The sequence below is a fragment of the Aeromonas sp. ASNIH2 genome (assembly GCF_002934795.1).
Lineage (GTDB): Bacteria > Pseudomonadota > Gammaproteobacteria > Enterobacterales > Aeromonadaceae > Aeromonas > Aeromonas caviae.
Window position 1 is genome coordinate 1290735 of the sequence record NZ_CP026406.1, and the last position, 19879, is coordinate 1310613.

General features: G+C 62.0%; 17 protein-coding genes. 3 read left to right on the forward strand and 14 right to left on the reverse strand.

Going from position 1 to position 19879, the window contains the following annotated elements:
* Window positions 1-5: 5 nt before the first annotated feature.
* Window positions 6-2891: an HD domain-containing phosphohydrolase gene (locus C3F36_RS05875; RefSeq protein ID WP_104454697.1), complete on the forward strand. Its 2886-nt coding sequence runs from the start codon at window positions 6-8 to the stop codon at window positions 2889-2891.
* Window positions 2892-2961: 70 nt separating this feature from the next.
* On the opposite strand, the gene C3F36_RS05880 is transcribed toward C3F36_RS05875, so the two are convergent.
* The 4 genes from C3F36_RS05880 to rplU all read right to left on the reverse strand — a co-directional run bounded on the left by C3F36_RS05880 (window position 2962) and on the right by rplU (window position 6677).
* The gene (locus C3F36_RS05880; protein ID WP_104454698.1) at window positions 2962-4332 is read right to left on the reverse strand and encodes a YjiH family protein; all 1371 of its coding nucleotides are present in this window, start codon (window positions 4330-4332) and stop codon (window positions 2962-2964) included.
* A gap of 366 nt (window positions 4333-4698) precedes the next feature.
* Window positions 4699-5901: an Obg family GTPase CgtA gene (gene cgtA, locus C3F36_RS05885; RefSeq protein ID WP_104454699.1), complete on the reverse strand. Its 1203-nt coding sequence runs from the start codon at window positions 5899-5901 to the stop codon at window positions 4699-4701.
* A gap of 189 nt (window positions 5902-6090) precedes the next feature.
* Window positions 6091-6348, reverse strand: coding sequence for a 50S ribosomal protein L27 (rpmA, locus tag C3F36_RS05890; protein WP_010673199.1), 258 nt, complete (start codon window positions 6346-6348; stop codon window positions 6091-6093).
* A 17-nt stretch (window positions 6349-6365) separates the two neighbouring features.
* Entirely contained in the window at window positions 6366-6677 is a 312-nt protein-coding gene (gene rplU, locus C3F36_RS05895; protein WP_005304210.1) for a 50S ribosomal protein L21, read from the reverse strand.
* Between the two features lie 242 nt (window positions 6678-6919).
* Here rplU and ispB point away from each other — a divergent pair, with 242 nt between their 5' ends.
* Window positions 6920-7891 (forward strand): octaprenyl diphosphate synthase, encoded by a 972-nt coding sequence (ispB, locus tag C3F36_RS05900; protein WP_103244303.1) that lies wholly within the window; start codon window positions 6920-6922, stop codon window positions 7889-7891.
* Between the two features lie 84 nt (window positions 7892-7975).
* Here ispB and C3F36_RS05905 read toward each other — a convergent pair whose 3' ends face one another.
* The 10 genes from C3F36_RS05905 to C3F36_RS05950 form a co-directional block, all read right to left on the reverse strand.
* Window positions 7976-8164 (reverse strand): DUF2065 domain-containing protein, encoded by a 189-nt coding sequence (locus C3F36_RS05905; protein WP_103244302.1) that lies wholly within the window; start codon window positions 8162-8164, stop codon window positions 7976-7978.
* Window positions 8165-8248: 84 nt separating this feature from the next.
* Window positions 8249-9133, reverse strand: a complete 885-nt coding sequence (hflC, locus tag C3F36_RS05910; protein WP_103244301.1) for a protease modulator HflC — start codon at window positions 9131-9133, stop codon at window positions 8249-8251.
* 3 nt (window positions 9134-9136) lie between these two features.
* The gene (hflK, locus tag C3F36_RS05915; RefSeq protein WP_010673195.1) at window positions 9137-10288 is read right to left on the reverse strand and encodes an FtsH protease activity modulator HflK; all 1152 of its coding nucleotides are present in this window, start codon (window positions 10286-10288) and stop codon (window positions 9137-9139) included.
* A gap of 93 nt (window positions 10289-10381) precedes the next feature.
* On the reverse strand, window positions 10382-11668 hold the full coding sequence (hflX, locus tag C3F36_RS05920) for a ribosome rescue GTPase HflX (protein WP_010673194.1): 1287 nt from the start codon (window positions 11666-11668) through the stop codon (window positions 10382-10384).
* A 63-nt stretch (window positions 11669-11731) separates the two neighbouring features.
* Window positions 11732-11995, reverse strand: coding sequence for an RNA chaperone Hfq (gene hfq, locus C3F36_RS05925; protein ID WP_011704864.1), 264 nt, complete (start codon window positions 11993-11995; stop codon window positions 11732-11734).
* Window positions 11996-12067: 72 nt separating this feature from the next.
* On the reverse strand, window positions 12068-12985 hold the full coding sequence (gene miaA / locus C3F36_RS05930) for a tRNA (adenosine(37)-N6)-dimethylallyltransferase MiaA (protein ID WP_080770083.1): 918 nt from the start codon (window positions 12983-12985) through the stop codon (window positions 12068-12070).
* Window positions 12986-13077: 92 nt separating this feature from the next.
* Complete coding sequence (mutL, locus tag C3F36_RS05935; RefSeq protein ID WP_104454700.1) at window positions 13078-14961, reverse strand: DNA mismatch repair endonuclease MutL; 1884 nt, start codon at window positions 14959-14961, stop codon at window positions 13078-13080.
* A 106-nt stretch (window positions 14962-15067) separates the two neighbouring features.
* Window positions 15068-16585: an N-acetylmuramoyl-L-alanine amidase gene (locus C3F36_RS05940; RefSeq protein ID WP_202607998.1), complete on the reverse strand. Its 1518-nt coding sequence runs from the start codon at window positions 16583-16585 to the stop codon at window positions 15068-15070.
* Window positions 16586-16608: 23 nt separating this feature from the next.
* Window positions 16609-17082: a tRNA (adenosine(37)-N6)-threonylcarbamoyltransferase complex ATPase subunit type 1 TsaE gene (tsaE, locus tag C3F36_RS05945; RefSeq protein WP_069651841.1), complete on the reverse strand. Its 474-nt coding sequence runs from the start codon at window positions 17080-17082 to the stop codon at window positions 16609-16611.
* A gap of 17 nt (window positions 17083-17099) precedes the next feature.
* Window positions 17100-18602 carry an NAD(P)H-hydrate dehydratase gene (locus C3F36_RS05950; RefSeq protein ID WP_104456003.1) on the reverse strand — a complete coding sequence of 501 codons (1503 nt, stop codon included), beginning with the start codon at window positions 18600-18602 and terminating at the stop codon, window positions 17100-17102.
* A gap of 99 nt (window positions 18603-18701) precedes the next feature.
* Here C3F36_RS05950 and queG point away from each other — a divergent pair, with 99 nt between their 5' ends.
* Complete coding sequence (gene queG, locus C3F36_RS05955; RefSeq protein WP_104454701.1) at window positions 18702-19856, forward strand: tRNA epoxyqueuosine(34) reductase QueG; 1155 nt, start codon at window positions 18702-18704, stop codon at window positions 19854-19856.
* The last annotated feature ends 23 nt before the right edge of the window (window positions 19857-19879 follow it).

Genomic DNA, 19879 nt, shown 5'->3' on the forward strand with positions numbered 1-19879 from the left:
CGTCCATGACAAACGCAAGTCTCAGTCGCAGACCCTTTTACGTACACATTGCCACCCTTTTCATCCTGCTCTTCTCCTTGCTGGGAGGCGCACTCATCGTGCTGCAGTTCCAGCAGGGCATGCAGCAGGGGCTGGAGCACGAACGTCAAAGCTTCCAGCAATACCGGGAGCAGCTTGCCCTCGCCATCAAGCTGAACCAGCGACCGGCCCGCATGTCCCTGAATCTGCTGCGCAGCGGCCAGCTGTCCGCCATGACAGACCTCGAGACGCGGCTAGCCTTCCTGCCCCAGCTGGCGGAAGTGCTGGCCAACAGCACCAGTTACGGCGCCATCTATTCCGGTTACGAGGACGGCGATTTCTTTCTGGTACGCAAGCTGACCGAACGGGCGAGAGGGGCGTTGGAGGCGCCTCCGCCCGAGAGCCGCCTGCTGGTCCAGAGCCTGCATCAGGGACAGGGAGAGTTCCTCTATTTCGACCAGCGGCTGCGGCTGCTGGAGCGGCGCCCCATGCCGGATTACCGTTTCGATCCGCGAGATCGGGGCTGGTACAAGGAGGCGCGCTGGAACACCGGCATCATAGTGACCCACCCCTACCTCTTCTTCACTACCCGGGAGCCAGGCATGACACTGGCGGTGGAGAGCGACAATCGCCGGGCGGTGATCGGACTCGATGCGGGCATGGAGGGGCTCTCTTCCCTCATCGGCGAGTTGCCCCTGCCCGGTCACAGCCAGTTGGTGCTGTTTGACGAGGTCGGGACCCTGCTGGCCACGGATCCCGAGCGCCTTCCAAGCTTCGAGCAACTGAGCCGCCTGCCCATGCTGTCGGCCCTCAATCACCCCATTCTCACCAGGCTGCAACAGGAGATGGCCGCGCGGCCAGCCCTGCTGCATCACCCCGCCGAGCTGACCCTGGCAACGGTTCAGGGTCAGGAGTGGCTGGTCAACCTCTCCTCCCTCGGGGAAGAGTCTCCGTTTTATCTCGCCCTCCTGGTGCCCACCGAGGTGCTCACCGCCCCGGCGCGCCAGGATGCACTGCACAATCTCGCCTGGGCCCTTGCCGGTCTGCTGCTCCTGCTGCCCGTCATCTGGCTGGCAGCCCGGCGCACTGCCGCCCCTTTGCTGGTATTGACCGGGGAGGCTGAGCGGATCCAGCACTTCGACTTTGGCGAAAGCCCGGGGCCGGATTCGGCGATCCGCGAAATTGACGACCTCGCCCGCGCCATGTCCAGCATGCGCCTGACCCTCGGCAATTTCATGAACATGGGCCGGGCGCTGGCGGCAGAGCATCGCTTCGATTCATTGCTCAGCCGCATCCTGCACGAGACGGTGGCGGCTGCCCAGGCCGAGGGCGGCTGCCTCTTCCTGGCCCAGGAGAGCGAGATGCAGGCCGTTCACGCCATCTGGCAGGGGCAGCCGCTGGCGTGCGAACAGGTACAGTGGCAGGCGGCGCTGCTCGGCGGTCTCTACCACACGGAGCGCCTCTGCCTGCCCCTCGACGAGGCACAGTGGGCCCGCTACCTCACCGACTGGGGCCCCTTCCCTGGTGCCTGCCAACTGCTGGTCGAGCCCCTTCACAACCACCGTCAGGAGCTGATCGGCTGCCTGCTGCTGATCCTGCCAGACTGCTCGGCCCGCGAACTGGCCTCGCGCATCAGCCTCATCGAGGCGCTGGCGGGCACTTCCTCCTCCGCCATCGAAAACCAGCGCCTGCTGGAGGAGCAGAAGCAACTGCTGGAAGCCTTCATCGAGCTCATCGCCGGTGCCATCGATGCCAAGAGCCCCTACACCGGCGGCCACTGCCAGCGGGTGCCGGAACTGGCCAGGATGCTGACCCAGGCTGCCTGCTCACAGCAGACGGGGCCCTTTGCCGATTTCCGGCTCAACGAAGAGGAGTGGGAGGCCATCCATATCGCGAGCTGGCTGCACGACTGCGGCAAGGTCACCACCCCGGAGTTCGTGGTGGACAAGGCGACCAAACTCGAGACCATTTACGACAGGATCCACGAGATCCGCACCCGCTTCGAGGTGCTCAAGCGGGATGCTCACATCGAGGCGCTCTGCGCCCTGCTGCCTCCATCCGGGCAGCAGGCCGCCCTCAAGGCTGTAACCCCCCTCTGGCACACCCTGGATCAGGAGTTCGCCTTCGTGGCCGAGTGCAATCTGGGAGGGGAGTGGATGGCGCCGGAGAAGCTGGAGCGACTCGCCACCATCGCCAGCCGCACCTGGTTGCGCACTCTGGACGATCGGCTCGGCATCAGTCAGGAGGAGCGCAAGCGCCACCAGGAGGCCCCCTCTCCCCTCCCCTGCCGAGAGTCGCTGCTCGCCGACAAGGCGGTCCATCTCATCCCTCGCCCCGAGCACGACAATCTCGCCCGACACAACCCATGGGGCTTCAAGGTGCGGGTGCCCACCCACCTCTACAACAGGGGGGAGCGCTACAACCTCGCCATCGGCCGCGGCACCCTCACCGAAGAGGAGCGCTACAAGATCAACGATCACATCATCCAGACCATACGCATGCTGGAGAAGCTTCCTTTCCCCCGCCATTTGCGCAAGGTACCGGAGATTGCGGGGGGCCATCACGAACGGATGGACGGCACGGGCTATCCGCGCCAGTTGCAAGGGGGACAGATGAGCATTCCAGCCCGCATCATGGCCATTGCAGACATCTTCGAGGCGCTGACGGCGAGCGATCGCCCCTACAAGTCAGGCAAGACGGTCTCCCAGTCCCTGGCCATCATGGTGAAGATGGTGCAGGAACAGCACATAGACCCGGCCCTGTTTGCCCTCTTCATCGAGAGCGGCATCTGGCGGGACTACGCCAGACGCTTCCTCGCCCCCGAGCAGCTGGACGAGGTAGAATGCCAGGCCCTGCTGGCAGGATCACACTGACCTTCCGCTGGCACTCGCCCATAAAAAAACGGTCAACCCGGGTTGACCGTTTTTCGTTCCACTGCGCCCCTTAGAACAGCAGGTGCGCCACACCGGCAATCACCGGCAGGGTGACCAGGGTGCGCAGCAGGAAGATGACGAACAGCTCCCACAACTTGACCGGGATCTTGCTGCCCAGCAACAGAGCGCCCACTTCCGACATGTAGATGAGCTGGGTGACCGACATGGCGGCGATCACGAAGCGGGTGATGTCGCTCTCGATGGTGGAGGCCAGCACCGCCGGGATGAACATGTCGGCGAAGCCCACCATGATGGTCTTGGAAGCGGCTTCCGCCTCCGGCAGTTGCAGCAGCTCGAGCAAAGGCACGAAGGGCGCCCCCAGCCAGTTGAACACCGGGGTGTGCTCCGCCAGCATCAGGGCACAGGTCCCGACGGCCATCACCACCGGCAGCACGCCAAATACCATGTCCAGGGCGTTTTTCACCCCTTCACGCGCCACGGCGCCGAGATCCGTCATGCTGTCGGCCTTGGTCAGGGCACGATGGTAGCCGTAGCTCAGCACGCTGTGCTGATGGGGGATGGCCTCCTGCTTGCGGCACAGGGGAGTACCGTCGCTGTAGACATCCTTCTTCCAGGAGAGCGGCGGCAGGCGCGGTACCACGATGGCGGCCACCACACCGGCCAGGCAGACGGTCAGGTAGAAGGGGACGAACATATGCTCCAGCTTCACCTGGGAGATCACCACCAGACAGAAGGTGATGGAGACGGCGGAGAAGGTGGTACCGATGACGGCCGCTTCCCGCTGGGTGTAGAACTTGCCTTCATACTGCTTGCTGGTCAGCAGGATCCCGACGCTGCCATCACCGAGCCAGGAGGCGAAGCAGTCCACCGCAGAACGACCCGGCAGACGGAACACCGGACGCATGATGCGGGTCATCATGGTACCGACAAACTCCAGCAGACCAAAATCCAGCAGCAAGGGCAGCAGCAGACCCGCAAAGATGAAGACGGAGAACAGTACCGGCAGCAGATCGTGCAGCACCAGGCCGCCGGTCGCCCCTGAGCGCAGTACCTCGGGACCGGCTTCAAAGAAGGTCAACAGCACGAAGCCCCCCCCCAGCACCCGCACGCACGCCCAGAAGGGGGAGACGTTGAACAGGCTGTTGAGGAAGGGGCGTTTCACCAGGATCGCCGGTTTGAACAGCCAGGCGATCAGGGTCATCAGCATGGTGGTGGTGATGATGGCGCTGACCATGGCCACCAGATGATCGGCAAACACCGTTTGAACCAGCTTCGCCAACACGGCGACGGGAATGGTGACATTGCCGTCATAGATGACCGGGGTCATGAACAGCAGGATCCCGATCAGTGACGGGATCAAAAACATCAGCACGTTGCGGCGAGTACGGATTGCCGGTGCTTCCAGGGTCTTTTCCAACATATAAACAGCCTTAAATGTGACTTTTCCTTCAGCCGGGCCGCCTGCATACTCATGCCCTCGCCCGGAAAACGGGCGCAAGAATAACCCAAAAAACTGCACAAACAAGCCGTTAATTGATCATTTCAAGCATAAATATTTTATCAGGCGAACCATCCATAAGAACAAACCAAAACAGCCATGCATATCGATTCAATTTGAATGGTTAGCATAATGTTTCATACAGGTTACATTCAGGTGCGCAGTATAATCCGCAGCCACTGTCAGGCAATAAGAGACATGAAAAATATATCTATAGGGTGACCCCGTCGATCCTCCCATAAAAAAACCGGAGCCTGTCTGGCTCCGGTCTTGTCACGAACATGATGCTCAATCGCGAACGTAAATGACTTCGACGCCGTCGTCGTCCTCATCGTCCCAGTCGTCATCGTCCAGACCATCATCGAAGGCCTTGGACGCCGCCAGGGCATCGGCTTCCGCCTTGGCAAGCTGGTTCTTGTGATAGTCGTCCCACTTGAACTCCACCTTCTCGATGGCGTCTCTGGCATCTTCCGCCAGCTGACGGGGCATGGTGTCCAGCAGATCCAGGATGTCGTAGCACACCTTCTTGGTACCTTCCTTGCTGATGGCGGTGATGGCGTAGACCGGACCTTCGTGGTTGAGGGCTGCCTTGACGCGCTCCATCACTTCCTGAGCCTCTTCTTCCAGGATCAGGTCCATCTTGTTGAACACCAGCCAGCGCGGCTTGCCCGCCAGCTCGGGGCTGTATTTTTCCAGCTCCCGGACGATGGTCACGGCGTTCTCGGCAGGATCGGAACCATCCACCGGGCAGATATCCACCAGGTGGATCAGGACGCGGCAACGCTCCAGGTGCTTGAGGAAGCGGATCCCCAGGCCTGCCCCCTCGGCAGCCCCTTCAATGAGGCCAGGAATGTCGGCAATGACGAAGGAACGGGAGTTTTCACCGCGTACCACACCCAGATTCGGTACCAGGGTGGTGAAGGGGTAGTCTGCCACTTTCGGACGGGCCGCAGAAACGGCGCGAATGAAGGTGGACTTGCCTGCGTTGGGCAGACCCAGCATGCCGACATCCGCCAGCAGCAGCAGCTCCAGCCTCAGGGTACGCACTTCACCCGGGGTGCCGTTGCTCTTCTGGCGCGGCGCCCGGTTGACCGAGCTCTTGAAGCGGGTGTTGCCAAGGCCGTGGAAGCCGCCCTTGGCAACCAGCAGCTTCTGATCGTGACTGGTCAAATCCCCCAGCAATTCGCCGGTGTCTTCATCGGTGGCACGGGTTCCCACCGGCACGCGCAGGATCTTGTCCTTGCCGCGACGACCGGTACAGTTGGCACTCTGACCGTTCTCGCCACGCTCGGCGGCGTGGAAGCGCTCGAAACGGTAGTCGATCAGGGTGTTCAGGTTTTCATCGGCCACCAGATACACGTCGCCACCATCACCGCCGTCACCGCCGTCCGGGCCGCCGCTCGGGATGTACTTCTCGCGGCGGAAGCTCACACAACCGTTACCACCGTCACCGGCATCGACTCGAATCTGGACTTCATCAACAAACTTCATAGGTAACCGTCACCTTAATTCGAAAAACCGATACGCAATTATAGTGATACGGGCCCCTTCGGGCGAGGCGCATCTGGCCGATGAGGGCTGTCAGCGCCGGCTCATCCGCGTGCCGTTTTTTCGTCAAACTCATCAGAAAAACAAAAGCCCCGCCAGGTTGGCGGGGCTTCGGATCCTTGCGGTCCGTAATTACTCAGCAACGATGCTGACGTACTTACGATTCTGCGGACCTTTAACTTCGAACTGCACTTTACCGTTCGCGGTAGCGAACAGAGTGTGGTCCTTGCCCAGACCAACGTTCTCACCAGCGTGGAACTTGGTGCCGCGCTGACGAACGATGATGCTGCCAGCCAGAACTGTTTCGCCGCCGAAACGCTTCACGCCCAGGCGTTTAGCTTCAGAATCGCGACCGTTGCGGGATGAACCGCCAGCTTTTTTGTGTGCCATCTATCGGACTCCTCTAATTAAGCGCTGATGCCAGTGATTTTGACTTCAGTGAACCACTGACGGTGGCCCGCTTGCTTACGGTGGTGCTTACGACGACGGAACTTGACGATAGTCACTTTCTCGCCACGGCCGTGAGCCACAACTTCAGCCACAACCTTGCCACCTTCAACGAAAGGAGCACCTACTTTGAAAGTGTCGCCTGCAGCAACCATCAGCACTTCGTTGAAGTCGATGGTAGCGCCAGTCTCAACGTTCAGCTTTTCCAGACGAACGATTTGACCTTCGGCCACACGGTGTTGTTTTCCGCCGCTTTGGAATACCGCGTACATTTGATTAACTCCGTAAAGGCGTGTCTTTTGCTCAAGGCCAGACACGCACAAAAACCTATAACAATGGGCGGGCATTCTACGCAGAACGATTTGCCGAGGCAAGGCCAATTTAGCAAAAAGTTTATTTTGTGCGCATATCTGCCCCCGTGAATAAACGCCTAACTGTAACCCATTGTGAAATCGTGTAGAATCCCCGCCATTGCTAAAAACGCAGTAAATGCTGCCGTCACGTTACGAGACTTATGGACCAACAGACTATCCGTGCGCTCTGTGCCGCCGACATGACGGCGGTCAATGAACTGATCCTGGCGAGACTCCAGTCCGATGTCAGCCTGATCAACCAGCTGGGTTTCTATATTGTCAGTGCAGGCGGAAAACGGATGCGCCCCATGCTGACCGTGATGGCCGCACGCGCACTGGGCTATGAGGGTGAAGATCACCTGAAACTGGCCGCCATCATCGAGTTCATTCACACCTCTACCCTGCTGCACGACGACGTGGTCGACGAATCCGACCTGCGCCGCGGCCGGGAAACCGCCAACGCCCTGTTTGGCAACGCCGCCAGCGTCCTGGTGGGTGACTACCTCTACAGCCGCTCCTTCCAGATGATGAGCGAACTCTCCAACCTGAAGGTGATGGAGATACTCTCCGATGCCACCAACACCATCGCCGAAGGAGAAGTGCTGCAGCTGATGAACTGCAACGATCCGGATACCACGGAAGAGAGCTACATGACGGTCATCTACTGCAAGACCGCCAAGCTGTTTGAAGCCGCGACCCGACTCGCCGCCGTGCTGACCCATCAGCCCCAGCCCGTCGAGCAGGCCATGACCGACTACGGCAAGTACCTGGGTACCGCCTTCCAGATCATCGACGACGTGATGGACTACTGCTCCCAGAGCGAGGAGATGGGCAAGAACGTGGGTGACGATCTGGCCGAAGGCAAGCCGACCCTGCCGCTGTTGCGCGCCATGGAGGCAGGTACCCCGGAAGAGCGTCAACTGGTGCGCGATGCCATCGAGCACCGCAACGGGATGGATCACCTGGAGCGTATTCTGGGCATCCTGGATCGCACCGGAGCTCTCGAATACTCCCGCCAGCGAGCTCGGGAAGAGGCTGACAAGGCCATCGCCGCTCTCGCCATCCTGCCGGACTCCCGGCACAAGCAAGCGCTGGAGACCCTGGCCCACATGGCGGTACAGCGCAGCGCCTGATGCTCAGCCGGAAATAAAAAAGAGGCCCTTTGGCCTCTTTTTTATTGTCCGGAAAACACAGTCTGGCTCACTCATCACCATCCTCTATCGCGCCAGCGCCCACAGAATAACGGCCCCGGCCACCACCAGACAGCCGCCGATGCGGCGCAGCTGCTCGGTGGGCTGCTCGCTCAGCAGCCGCAGCATCTGTTGCCAGGCGCGCGGCATCAGCAGCGGTCCCAACCCCTCGAACAGCAACAGCAACCCCAGCCCCATCAACATGGATGTCAGCATCACCTCTCCTTATCCCCTGCCGGTCTGTGGCTGGCAAACAAAAGGGCCTGAATCATCAGGCCCTTGGGTCATATCAACACGTGTTTACTGCTTGTCACCGTGCGGCGACTTGAGGTAGCGGAAGAACTCGCTGTCCGGCTTCAGCACCATGAGGTCGTTGCCACCGGCGAAGCTCTTGCGATAGGCCTCCATGCTGCGCACGAAGCTGAAGAACTCGGGGTCCTTCTTGTAGCTGTCGGCGTAGATCCTGGCGGCCTCGGCATCCCCTTCACCGCGCAGCTGGCGTGCGTTGCTCTCGGCATCCGCGATCATCACGGTCACCTTGCGGTCGATGTCGGCGCGCAGTATCTCGGCCTGCTCGCGGCCCTGTGAACGGTGTTCACGGGCGACAGCGGTCCGCTCGGCCCGCATCCGCTGATAGATGGAGCTGGAGACTTCCACCGGCAGGTTGATCTGCTTGATGCGCACATCCACCACCTTGATGCCGAGCTCGGAGGAGCGCGCCATCTTCATCAGGGCATCTTCCATCACGGTACTGCGCTCGCCGGAGACGATGTCCTTGATGGTGCGGTTACCGATCTCGGAACGCAGACCGTTGTTGATCTTGCGTTTGAGCAGGTCTTCGGCCTGGATCTTGTTGCCACCGCCGGTCGCCAGGTAGTACTTGGAGAAGTCCTCGATCTTCCACTTCACGTAGGAGTCGATAATGAGGTCCTTCTTCTCGGACGTAACGAAGCGATCCGCCTGGCCTTCCAGGGTCTGGATGCGGGCATCCATCTTGCGTACCTGGTCGATGAGCGGCACCTTGAAGTGCAGGCCCGGCTCGTACAGGCGTGGTTCACCGGAGTCGACCCGTTTCACCTTGCCAAACTGCACCACGATCCCCTTCTGTCCCTCATCGACGATGAAGATGGAAGAGAAACAGACCATGGCGGCCACAGCGATGACACCAATAGCTAGCTTTTTCATCTATCAGTTTCTCCCTGTGCTGAAACGATCACCGCCACGCAGCGGGGTCGGAGTGGAGTTGGCCCCTTCGTTGGACGGCTGGGCCGCCTCGACTGCCGGGGTGCCCGCAGGACGTGCCGGTTGCACGGCATTCGCCTTGCCAGAAAGCTTGTCGAGCGGCAGGTAGATCATGCTGTTGTTGCCAGCCGGCATGTCGACCACCACCTTGTTGGCCTGCTGATAGAGCTCTTCCATGGTTTCGAGGTAGATACGATCACGGGTCAGCTCGGGGGCGGCCTGATACTGGGGCAGCAGCTCGTTGAAGCGAGCGACTTCACCCTTGGCCTTCAACACGATCTGGGACTTGTAGGCTTCGGCCTCCTGCTCCAGACGTTTGACCTGGCCACGAGCCTTGGGCTCCACTTCACGGGCGTAGGCTTCCGCTTCACGGATGAAACGCTGCTCATCTTCCTGGGCGGAGATGGCGTCATCAAACGCGTCCTTCACCTCTTCCGGCGGACGCGCCGGCAGGAAGTTGACGTCCACGATCTGCAGACCCATCTGATAGGGCTCGATGATGCTGTCGATCACCTGCCAGGTTTCCTGACGCACCTTCTCACGACCCGTGGTCAGCACATCATCCATCCGGGTGTGACCCACCACGTAGCGCAGGGCGCTGTCCGTGGCCTGGCTCAGACTCTCGTCTGCATTGGTCACGCTGAACAGATACTGCTCGGGATCGACCACGCGATACTGCACGTCCATCTCGACCCGCACCACGTTCTCATCCTGGGTCAGCATGAAACCGGACGCCGGCAGGGAACGGACAGACTCCACGTCCACCGGGATCACCCGGTCGATGAAGGTCGGTTTCCAGCGCAGACCGGGATCCACATTGTGGGAGTATTCGCCAAAGCGCAGCACCACGCCCCGCTCGGCTTCGCGAATGGTGTAGAAGCCGCTGACGACCCACACCACCACGGCCACCACCAAGGCGATGGAGAGGCCGAACTTGCCGACGTCACCACCACCGGATTTGCCACCACCGAGCAGACCGCCAAAACGACGGCTCACCTTGCGAAGCATCTCGTCCAGATCAGGGGGGCCCTGATTCTTGCCGTTGTTCCCCCAGGGGTCACGGTCTTTGCCATTGTTACCAGGCTCATTCCAAGCCATCAGCGTCTCCATTAATACATGCGGATGGATATCATCTCTATCGGGCCACAGAGGGGCGATGAAGTCAGCAAACCATTTATGTTCATCGACCCATCAATGCCTGATAAAGCGTTGTAAACTCTCACCTTCTTGTTTCATGAGGCGGTTCCAGTCAGCCAATTGCAGGCGTACTTCCAGCACAAAGTCCCCCTCCTCGCTGAAACCTTCCTGCTCGATACCTTTCAGCCGATAGAGCGCACTGCGCAGTCTGGCGGCGGAAGGGGGCAGTTGCAGGGTGTGATGCACCATGGAGCCGGCCAGCAGTTCGGTCAGTGCCTGGAACAGGTATTCACTACCCTCGCCAGTCTGGGCCGACAACCAGACTCGCACCGGTCGTCCAGCCTCATCCCGTTCAAGACCAGCCGGACGATCCCCCAGCTTGTCGATCTTGTTGCAGATCATCAGTTGGGGACGGTCATCCGCCTCGATCTCGGCCAGCACACGCTGGACCGACTCGATATTCTCCTGCATCTGTTCATCGGCACAGTCCACCACGTGCAGCAGCAGGTCCGCTTCGCGAGTCTCCTGCAGGGTCGCCTTGAAGGCCGCGACCAGATCATGGGGCAAGTGCCGAATAAATCCAACTGTATCCGCCAGGATCACATCACCCACATCCTGAATCACCAATTTACGCAGGGTGGGGTCCAGGGTTGCGAACAATTGGTCGGCAGCATACACGCTGGCATCTGTAAGTTGGTTGAACAAAGTGGATTTTCCGGCGTTGGTATACCCCACCAGAGAAACGGTTGGCACTTCGTTGCGGTTGCGGGCACGGCGCCCCTGCTCCCGCTGCTTGGCCACCTTGTCGAGGCGGCGCAAAATGGCCTTGATGCGCTCACGCAGCAGGCGTCGGTCGGTTTCAAGCTGGGTTTCACCCGGGCCGCGCAGACCGATCCCCCCCTTTTGTCGCTCAAGGTGGGTCCAGCCTCGCACCAGACGAGTGGAAAGATGGCGCAACTGGGCCAGTTCGACCTGCAACTTGCCTTCGTGAGTGCGGGCGCGCTGGGCGAAGATATCGAGGATAAGGCCAGTCCTGTCCACGACCCGGCACTGGAACAGACGCTCCAGGTTGCGCTCCTGGGCAGGGGTCAGGGCATGGTTGAAGATGACCACGTCGGCGTCCAGCATCTGGACCTGGGACGCGATCTCTTCCGCCTTGCCGCTGCCGACAAAAAATTTGGCGCTGGGTGCGCTGCGACTGGTGGTGATCACCCCCAGTGCATTGACCCCGGCCGAGCTCACCAACATCTTGAGCTCGTCCAGATCCTCCCGCTCGCCCTCATCGCTGAAGTTGACATGTACCAGAACGGCCTGTTCACCAGCTTCGTAACGGTCAAACAAGCGCTTGCTCCTTGACAGGTATCATGATGGATCTGAGTTGGCGAGTGAACTCGCCGCAGGATATCACGCCTCGGCTTCACCCTGCTCTTCACCGGCGGCGCCCGGGGCGTGCTGGTGATGGTTGACGGCACGGGCCGGCACCACGGTGGAAATGGCGTGCTTGTAGACCATCTGGCTCACGGTGTTCTTCAGCAGAATGACAAACTGGTCAAACGATTCGATCTGACCCTGCAGTTTGATGCCGTTCACCAAATAGATAGAAACAGGAATACGCTCACGGCGCAGCGCATTCAAAAACGGGTCTTGGAGAGATTGCCCCTTAGCCATCTTTCTTTTCCTTATAGTTTGTTGTTTTTAAACACCGGATATTCAATATAACAACCTGATTATACAGGAGTGTCAAGCCGGACCAGCTTGGGCGACGACCCTGGCCAGATTGCCAGACTCACCAGATTCCAACCAGGTCACATCAGGCCAACCGCGCAACCAGGTCATCTGACGCTTGGCCAACTGGCGGGTGGCAACAATGCCGCGATAACGCATCTCATCATACTCGACTTCCCCCGCCAGGTAGTCCCACATTTGGCGGTATCCCACGCAGCGAATGGAGGGAAGATCCGGGGTGAGATCCCCCCGCTCGTAAAGCGCCCTGACCTCCTGCTCGAAGCCGCTGCCCAGCATCTTGTCAAACCGCTGTTCGATGCGCTGGTGCAGCACGGCCCGATCCCTCGGCGCGATGGCAAACTGCAGCGCCCGGTAGGGCAGCCCCTCTCCCTGTACCTGGGTCAGCTCGGTGAGGGTCTTGCCGCTGATGCGGTAAACCTCGAGCGCCCGGCACAGGCGCTGGGGATCGTTGGGGTGGATGCGGGCACCGGCCACCGGGTCGATGCGCACCAGTTCGTCATGGAGCGCCTGCCAGCCGAGGCGGGCAGCCTCTTCCTCGATGCCGGCCCGAATGGCGGGATCGGCGGAAGGCAGCGGAGAAAGCCCCTCCAGCAGCGCCTTGAAATAGAGCATGGTACCGCCCACCAGCAGCGGAATGCGACCACGGTCGGCGATCTCTTTCATCTCCCGCAGGGCATCCTTGCAAAAATCCGCCGCCGAATAGCTCATGGCGGGATCCAGGATGTCGATGAGCCGGTGCGGGGCCTGTGCCAGCTCAGCTGGCGTCGGCTTGGCGGTGCCTATGTCCATGCCGCGATAGATGAGCGCGGAGTCCACGCTGATGATGTCGCAGGGCAGGGCCTGGCACAGTTCAATGGCGAGATCCGTCTTGCCGGAGGCCGTCGGCCCCATCAGAAAAATTGCAGTCGGCAAGTCAGCCACGTTAAACACTCCCTTCGGCCGCCCCTTCACGGGCGAGCAGGCATAAAACTGGTCATATGGATGCAACAGACGACGAGACGCCGTCAGTTGCCATCGGCAAACTCGGCCAGCACGTTCGCCAGCGACAACGGGCGTACCATGCGAACGTCTGCCAGTTGGTCACTGAAATCGGCAACAAGTTCCGTCAACAACCGGGTGGCAGTGGCAAAATCGTATATTTTTTCGGCACTTATGCCTTGTTCCACCAACCACTGGCATAGTACCCCAGCCTGCGCGTCGGCATCACTGTCATATCCGCTCTCGACCAATTGCAACAATTCGGGTAAGAGGCGGGCCAGATCGGTCTGGCGCAGCAGGGCGGGCACCCGAGTCAGGATCATGGTGTCGCGTCCCCCGCTTTTCAACTCCAGCCCCATGCGTTTGAGCAGGCGTTCCCGCTCCTCCACCAGGGCGACCAGGTTTTTCGGCAGCTTGAAGGAGACCGGCAGCAACAAAGGCTGGGCCGCCAACCCCTGGCCCCAGGCATCCAGCAGCCAGTGGCGCAACAACAGACGCTCGGCGCGCACCAGGGAGAGCAGCGCCAACTGCCCCTGACGCTCCATCAGCAGATAGGCCTGCTCGACCAGGCTCAGGGCGCGCCACTCCCCCGTTCGGACTGGCGTCTCGACGGCACCGCTCTCGGCTCCGGGCCGGGATGCCGGCGTCGCCACCTCGGGCAGGGTGGTGAGCAAGGCGCCCATGCCTCGCATCGCGGCCCGGCTCGGGGGTTCGGGAGGCTGGTAGTGTCCTCCCCTGCCACCACCGCCTTCCCGCACGCCGTCGCCATCTCGTGCAGGGGCAGGAGCCCGATAGCCGTGTTCGGCACCGTACCACTCGGTGCGCGGCGCCTGACCCGGATAGGTGATCTCCGGGATGCCCGGCAGCTCGACCTGGGTCTCGGCCAGGGGTGCATCGGTGGCGCTCCCTGCCCCGTCCTGACGCAGGGCGGTAAACAGCGCCTGGAAGATGAAATCGTGGATGAGACGCGCCTGATGGAAACGCACTTCGTGCTTGGCCGGATGGACGTTGACATCCACCTGGCGGGGATCCAGCTCGATATAGAGCACATAGGCCGCGAAGCGATCGGCGGGCAGCAGCTCGTCATAGGCCTGGCGAATGGCGTGATTGATGAGCTTGTCCCGCATCATGCGGCCATTGACATAGGTGTATTGCAGGTCGTTCTGCGGCCTGGCTCCTGCCGGGGTGGCCAGCCAGCCCCACAACCGCACGTCGCTGTGTTCGCTCGATACCGCCAGGGCATGGTGCATGAAGGGGGAACCGCAGACGGCGACGAGGCGGCGCTCCTGCTCCGCCACCGTGTTGGCCGCCTTGTACTGGCGCACCACCTTGCCGTTGTGGCGCAGGATCAGGGTAGCGTCGAAGCGGGAGAGCGCGATGCGGCGCACCAGTTCGTCGATGTGGGCAAATTCGGTCTTTTCGCTGCGCATGAACTTGCGCCGCGCCGGGGTGTTGAAGAAGAGATCCACCACCTCCACCGTGGTGCCCACCGGGTGGGCCGCCGGCTTGACGGTGACGCTCATCTCACGTCCTTCCGCCTGGGCCTGCCAGGCCTCGCTCTGCTCTGCCGTACGGGAGGTGAAGGTGAGGCGGGAGACGGAGCTGATGGAGGCGAGCGCCTCCCCGCGAAAGCCCAGGCTGTTGATCCCTTCCAGATCGTCCAGGGTCGCCACCTTGGAGGTGGCGTGGCGCGACAGCGCCAGCACTAGCTCATCCCTGGCGACACCGCAGCCGTTGTCACGAATGCGGATAAGCTTGGCGCCTCCCTTGTCGATGTCGATCTCGACCCGGTCAGCCCCCGCATCCAGGCTGTTTTCCACCAATTCCTTCACCACGGAGGAGGGCCGCTCCACGACCTCACCGGCAGCAATCTGGTTGGTCAGAATCGGCGGCAATATACGGATTGGCATCGCTTGCTCCTGCAGATGAAAAAGGGGAAGAGGTGGACCTGGCGCCATCAACGCTCACCGCCCCTCCCTGCCATCGGCAGAGAAGAGCGGCGTTCTTCAGCCCGCGCTATTTTCGCGGAATATAGAGCACCTGCCCTATCTGGATGTCCCGTGACTTGAGCTTGTTGATCTCCACCAGTCGCGCCTGACTCACCCCGTGTTTCTCGGCGAGACGGGAGAGACTCTGGCCACGGGTGACCACGTGGCGGATCATGTTGGACTTGTCGTTGCTCTGCACGCTGGCTACCGGCGCACTCGGCTCCTGGGCTGCGACCTTGTAAGGTTTGATCACGCCGGCACCGGAGGCGCTGCCGACGCTGCTGACCGGGGCGCCGCCCTCACCGACGCGATAGGGCTCGCTCGCCGGCATCCGGTTGGTCACGACCTGCTGCGTTGGCTGGGCAGCCGGCTTGCTGACGGCGACCGGTTTGCTGGCAGGCGCCTGACGCGGCGGGGCAGCAACCTGGCCCTTGCCGGTGAGCATGGGCCCCTTGGTCGGATGACTGCGGTAATAGTTGCGGATCCCCTCGAAGATGGCCCGGGCCAGCTGATCCTGATAGCTGGCAGTGGCCAGCAGCTTCTCCTCGGCGTGGTTCGAGATAAAGCCCGTCTCCACCAGTACCGAGGGGATGTCCGGCGCCTTCAGCACCGCCAGACTCGCATGTTCCGGCGCCTTCTTATGCAATCTGGCCACCCGGCCGAGCGAGCGCAGGATCTGGCGGCTGACGTCATAGCCTTCGGCCCTGGACTTGTCCATGGAGAGATCCAGGAAGGTCTGCGCCAGATAGGGGTTGGGATCAGACTCGGCCAATACCTTGCCAACGCCTCCCAGCAGCTCCCCCTGTTTCTCCTGCTTCTCGAGCCAGCTCCCCATCTCGCGGTTGGCGCGGTTGGTCGACAGCACCCAGACGGAGGCGCCGCGAGGAGTCGAGTTGTGGAAGCTGTCGGCATGCACCGACACCAGCAGGTCTGCCTTGGCCTTGCGGGCAATCTCGGAACGCTTGTTGAGATCGACGAAGTAGTCGCCACGGCGGGTCAGCACGGCGCGCATGCCGGGCTCCCGGTCGATAAGGGCCGCCAGCTTCTGGGAGACCGCCAGGGTCACCCGTTTCTCGTAGGTGCGGCGCGGACCGATGGAGCCCGGGTCTTCCCCACCGTGACCAGGATCGATGGCGATGACGATGGCCTTGCCGTGTCCCCCGACGGGAGCGGGCTGCGCCGCAGCGCTCCCCTTCTCTTCATAGGGAAGATCGATCACCAGACGGTGGCCATAGGGGCCTGCCGGCGCCAGCGGGAAGACCACCGGCTTGATGGCAGAGCCGAGATCCAGCACCAGTCGCAGGCCGCCCTTCTCCAGCGGCGTGCTCTCGCGGATCTTGCGCACCAGCTCGCTCTTGTTCTCGATGCGGGCCAGGTTGGTGGCGTTGCTCGCCCCTTTCAGGTCGATGACCAGACGGTTCGGACCGGTCAGGGTGAAGTAGTTGAAATTGGGGGCGCTGCTCATGTCGAGCACCACCCGGGTGTTGTCCGGTGATGGCCACACCCGCACACTCTTGAGCTGATTGGCCCAGGTGGGCAATGCCATCAGGGAGAGAACAAAAACAAGGATCACGCGCACTGAGATGACAACCGTTCCAGAATGGCTTCGCCGATAGCAGTGCGGGCATCAATCTGCACCTCGCGCTGCTCGTTTGCATAACTCAGGGTGATCTCGAGATCCGGGGCTGGCAGCCAGCCGTCGCCCTTCTGTGGCCACTCCACCAGGCAGAGGGTATCGGCGGCGAAATAGTCGCGAATGCCCATGAACTCCAGCTCTTCCGGGTCGGCCAGTCGATAGAGATCGAAGTGATAGACCTGCCACTGGGCAAGCTCATAGGGCTCCACCAGGGTATAGGTCGGACTCTTGACCTTGCCCTCATGACCCAGTCCCTGCACCCAGCCTCGGGTCAGGGTGGTTTTGCCGGCCCCGAGGGCACCGTGCAGAAATACCGTGGTGGCCTGCTGGCATGCCTTTGCCAGACGGCCACCCAGCGCCACTGTTGCTGCCTCGTCCGGCAGTGTCATCATCAAGGTTTTTGCCATGTTCTTCTTGTTACTTGTTACTGTGTCGGATTGACCAGACGACGGATCCAGGGCAGCAGATCCGATGCCAGCATGCCCCTCTCACCCTCGGCGGCGGCCAGGTCGGCGGCCTCTGCGTGGATCACGGCCCCGAGTCGGGTGGCCATGCCCGCAGACCAGCCCTGAGCCAGAAGGGCGGCGATTATACCAGACAAGAGGTCACCCATGCCGCCACTGGCCATGCCGGGGTTGCCCTCGTCGCACAGGGAAATGCGCCTGCCGTCGCAGATGAGCGACCCCGCCCCCTTGAGCAGCACCACGCCACCGTAGCGCTGTTGCAGCCGCGAGACGGCCGCAAACCTGTCCCCCTCGACCTCGGCGATGGTGCAGCCCAGCAGGCGAGCCGCCTCCCCGGGGTGGGGCGTGAGCACCCAATTATCCTGATGACGGGGGGCCTGCGCCAGCCAATTCAATCCATCGGCGTCCAATACCAGTGGCACGGCGGCTCCGATGCCCTGTTCGAACCGGGCCCGGCCCCACCCATCCTGACCGAGCCCGGGGCCCAGTACCTGCACCGATGCCCACCCTTCATCCATGTCCGCCGGGCATCCCATCAGCTCGGGTTGAACCAGGCTGGCCGCCGGGCAATCCGGGTGCTGGCGCAGGCGTACCAATCCCGCCCCCGCCCGCAGACAGGCCTGACCCGCCAGCAGGATGGCTCCCTGCATGCCGAGGTTCCCCCCCGTCAGCAGTACCTTGCCGCTGTGTCCCTTGTGAGCCGAGCGCCTGCGCGGGGTCAGCAACCCCTTGAGGCTGGGATAATCGATCCGCTCGGCAGCGGGAACCCGTTCCTCCCCCGGCGTCACTCCCAGGGGATCCCGGTCGAGGTGGCCGACTCCGTCTACCCCGTCGGCGGTGAGTATGCCCTGCTTGATGCCGATGAAAGTGAGGGTGCGGGTGGCACGCACCAGTGCACCCATGGCGCGGCCGGTGTCGGCATGGAGACCGGAGGGGAGATCCACCGCCAGCACGGGCGCGTTCAAGCCATTGATTGTTGCGACGATCTTTGTCATTGACGAGGAGAGGGGAAGCTGGACGCCGGTACCGAGCAGTGCGTCTATGACCAGATCCGGCGGCGGCAGCGTGGCGGGCAGCAGATCCTCGGCCATGGTCACGCTCCCCCCCGATGCGAGCCACTCTTCGGCAGCCCGCCTGGCATCTCCCCTCAGCAGGCCGGGAGCCCGGGCGGCAATCACCAAAGGCTCGAGGCCGATGCGCCGGGCAAGGCGGGCCAGCACGTAGCCATCCCCACCGTTGTTGCCAGGGCCGACGAAGATCCACCACTGACGGCTGTCGGGCCAGTGGTGACAGGCATAGTTGCACAGCGCAGTCCCGGCCCGCTCCATCAGCACATAGAGGGGCAACCCTTCCTGCTCGGCCCAGCGCCGTTCCATGCTGCGGATCTGCTCGGCCCGCCACAGGGGTTGTGCTAGACTCTCCCACTCATTTTTGCGGATAGCGTCCCCGAACACCTCTACCATGACGGCCCCCACGTTTCATCATCCCATGACCCGGCAACTGGCACGCCATATTGCCGCCCTGCGCCTGCCACACTCCTGCAGGCAGAGGGGGGATGCTGCATGACGGCTGCCGAACTTGCGCAACTGGCCCACGATATCAAGCTCTGGGCAAGGGAGCTAGGATTTGACCAGGTCGGCATCGCCGACACCGCTCTCACCCTGGAAGAGCCGAGGTTGCAGGCCTGGCTGGATGCCGGTTATCACGGCACCATGGACTACATGGCGCGCCACGGCATGATGAGGGCCCGCCCCCACGAGCTGTTGCCGGGCACCTTGCGGGTCATCTCGGTGCGGATGAACTACCTCCCGTTCGAGGCGGGCTTTGCCGCCACCCTGCGCGATCCCACCCTCGGCTACATCAGCCGCTATGCCCTCGGCCGCGACTACCACAAGGTGCTGCGCAACCGGCTCAAACAGTTGGGGGAGCGCATCGAGCAGCGGTGCGACACCCTGTTGCGGGCGGCGGGACAAACCCTGGGCGAGTGGCGCCCCTTCGTCGACTCGGCCCCTATTCTGGAAAGGCCGCTGGCGGCCAAGGCGGGCCTTGGCTGGGTGGGCAAGCACTCGCTGCTGATCAACGAGTCCGCCGGCTCCTTCTTCTTTCTGGGAGAATTGCTCATCGCCCTGCCGCTGCCCGTGGATACCCCGGTGGAGAAGGAGCTGTGTGGCAAGTGCGTGGCCTGCATCAATATCTGCCCCACCGGTGCCATCATCGCCCCCTATGTGGTAGACGGACGGCGCTGCATCTCCTATCTCACCATCGAGAATGACGGCCCCATTCCCGAGGAGTTCAGGCCGCTCATGGGCAATCGCATCTATGGCTGTGACGACTGCCAGCTCATCTGCCCCTGGAACCGCTATGCTGATGCCAGCCCCGAACCCGATTTCAGCCCCCGTCCCGACCTGCATCGCCCTCCCCTGCTAGTGCTGTGGCGCTGGAGCGAGGCCGAATTTCTCAAGCACACGGAAGGCAGCCCCATCCGCCGCATCGGCTATCAGCGCTGGCGCCGCAACCTGGCGGTGGCCCTTGGCAACGGACCGGCCAGCAGCGAGGTCCTGGCCGCCCTGCAACAGGCGTTGCCTGAGGCGGCGCCCATGGTAGCCGAGCATATCGAGTGGGCGCTGGCGACCCTGGCCAGGCGTCAGCAGGAAGAGAATAAAAAGACGCGATTGCTGATCCGCTGCATCGAAAAAGGTCTGCCGGATCACGCATAAGTGATCTGGCTCTTGCCGGATCG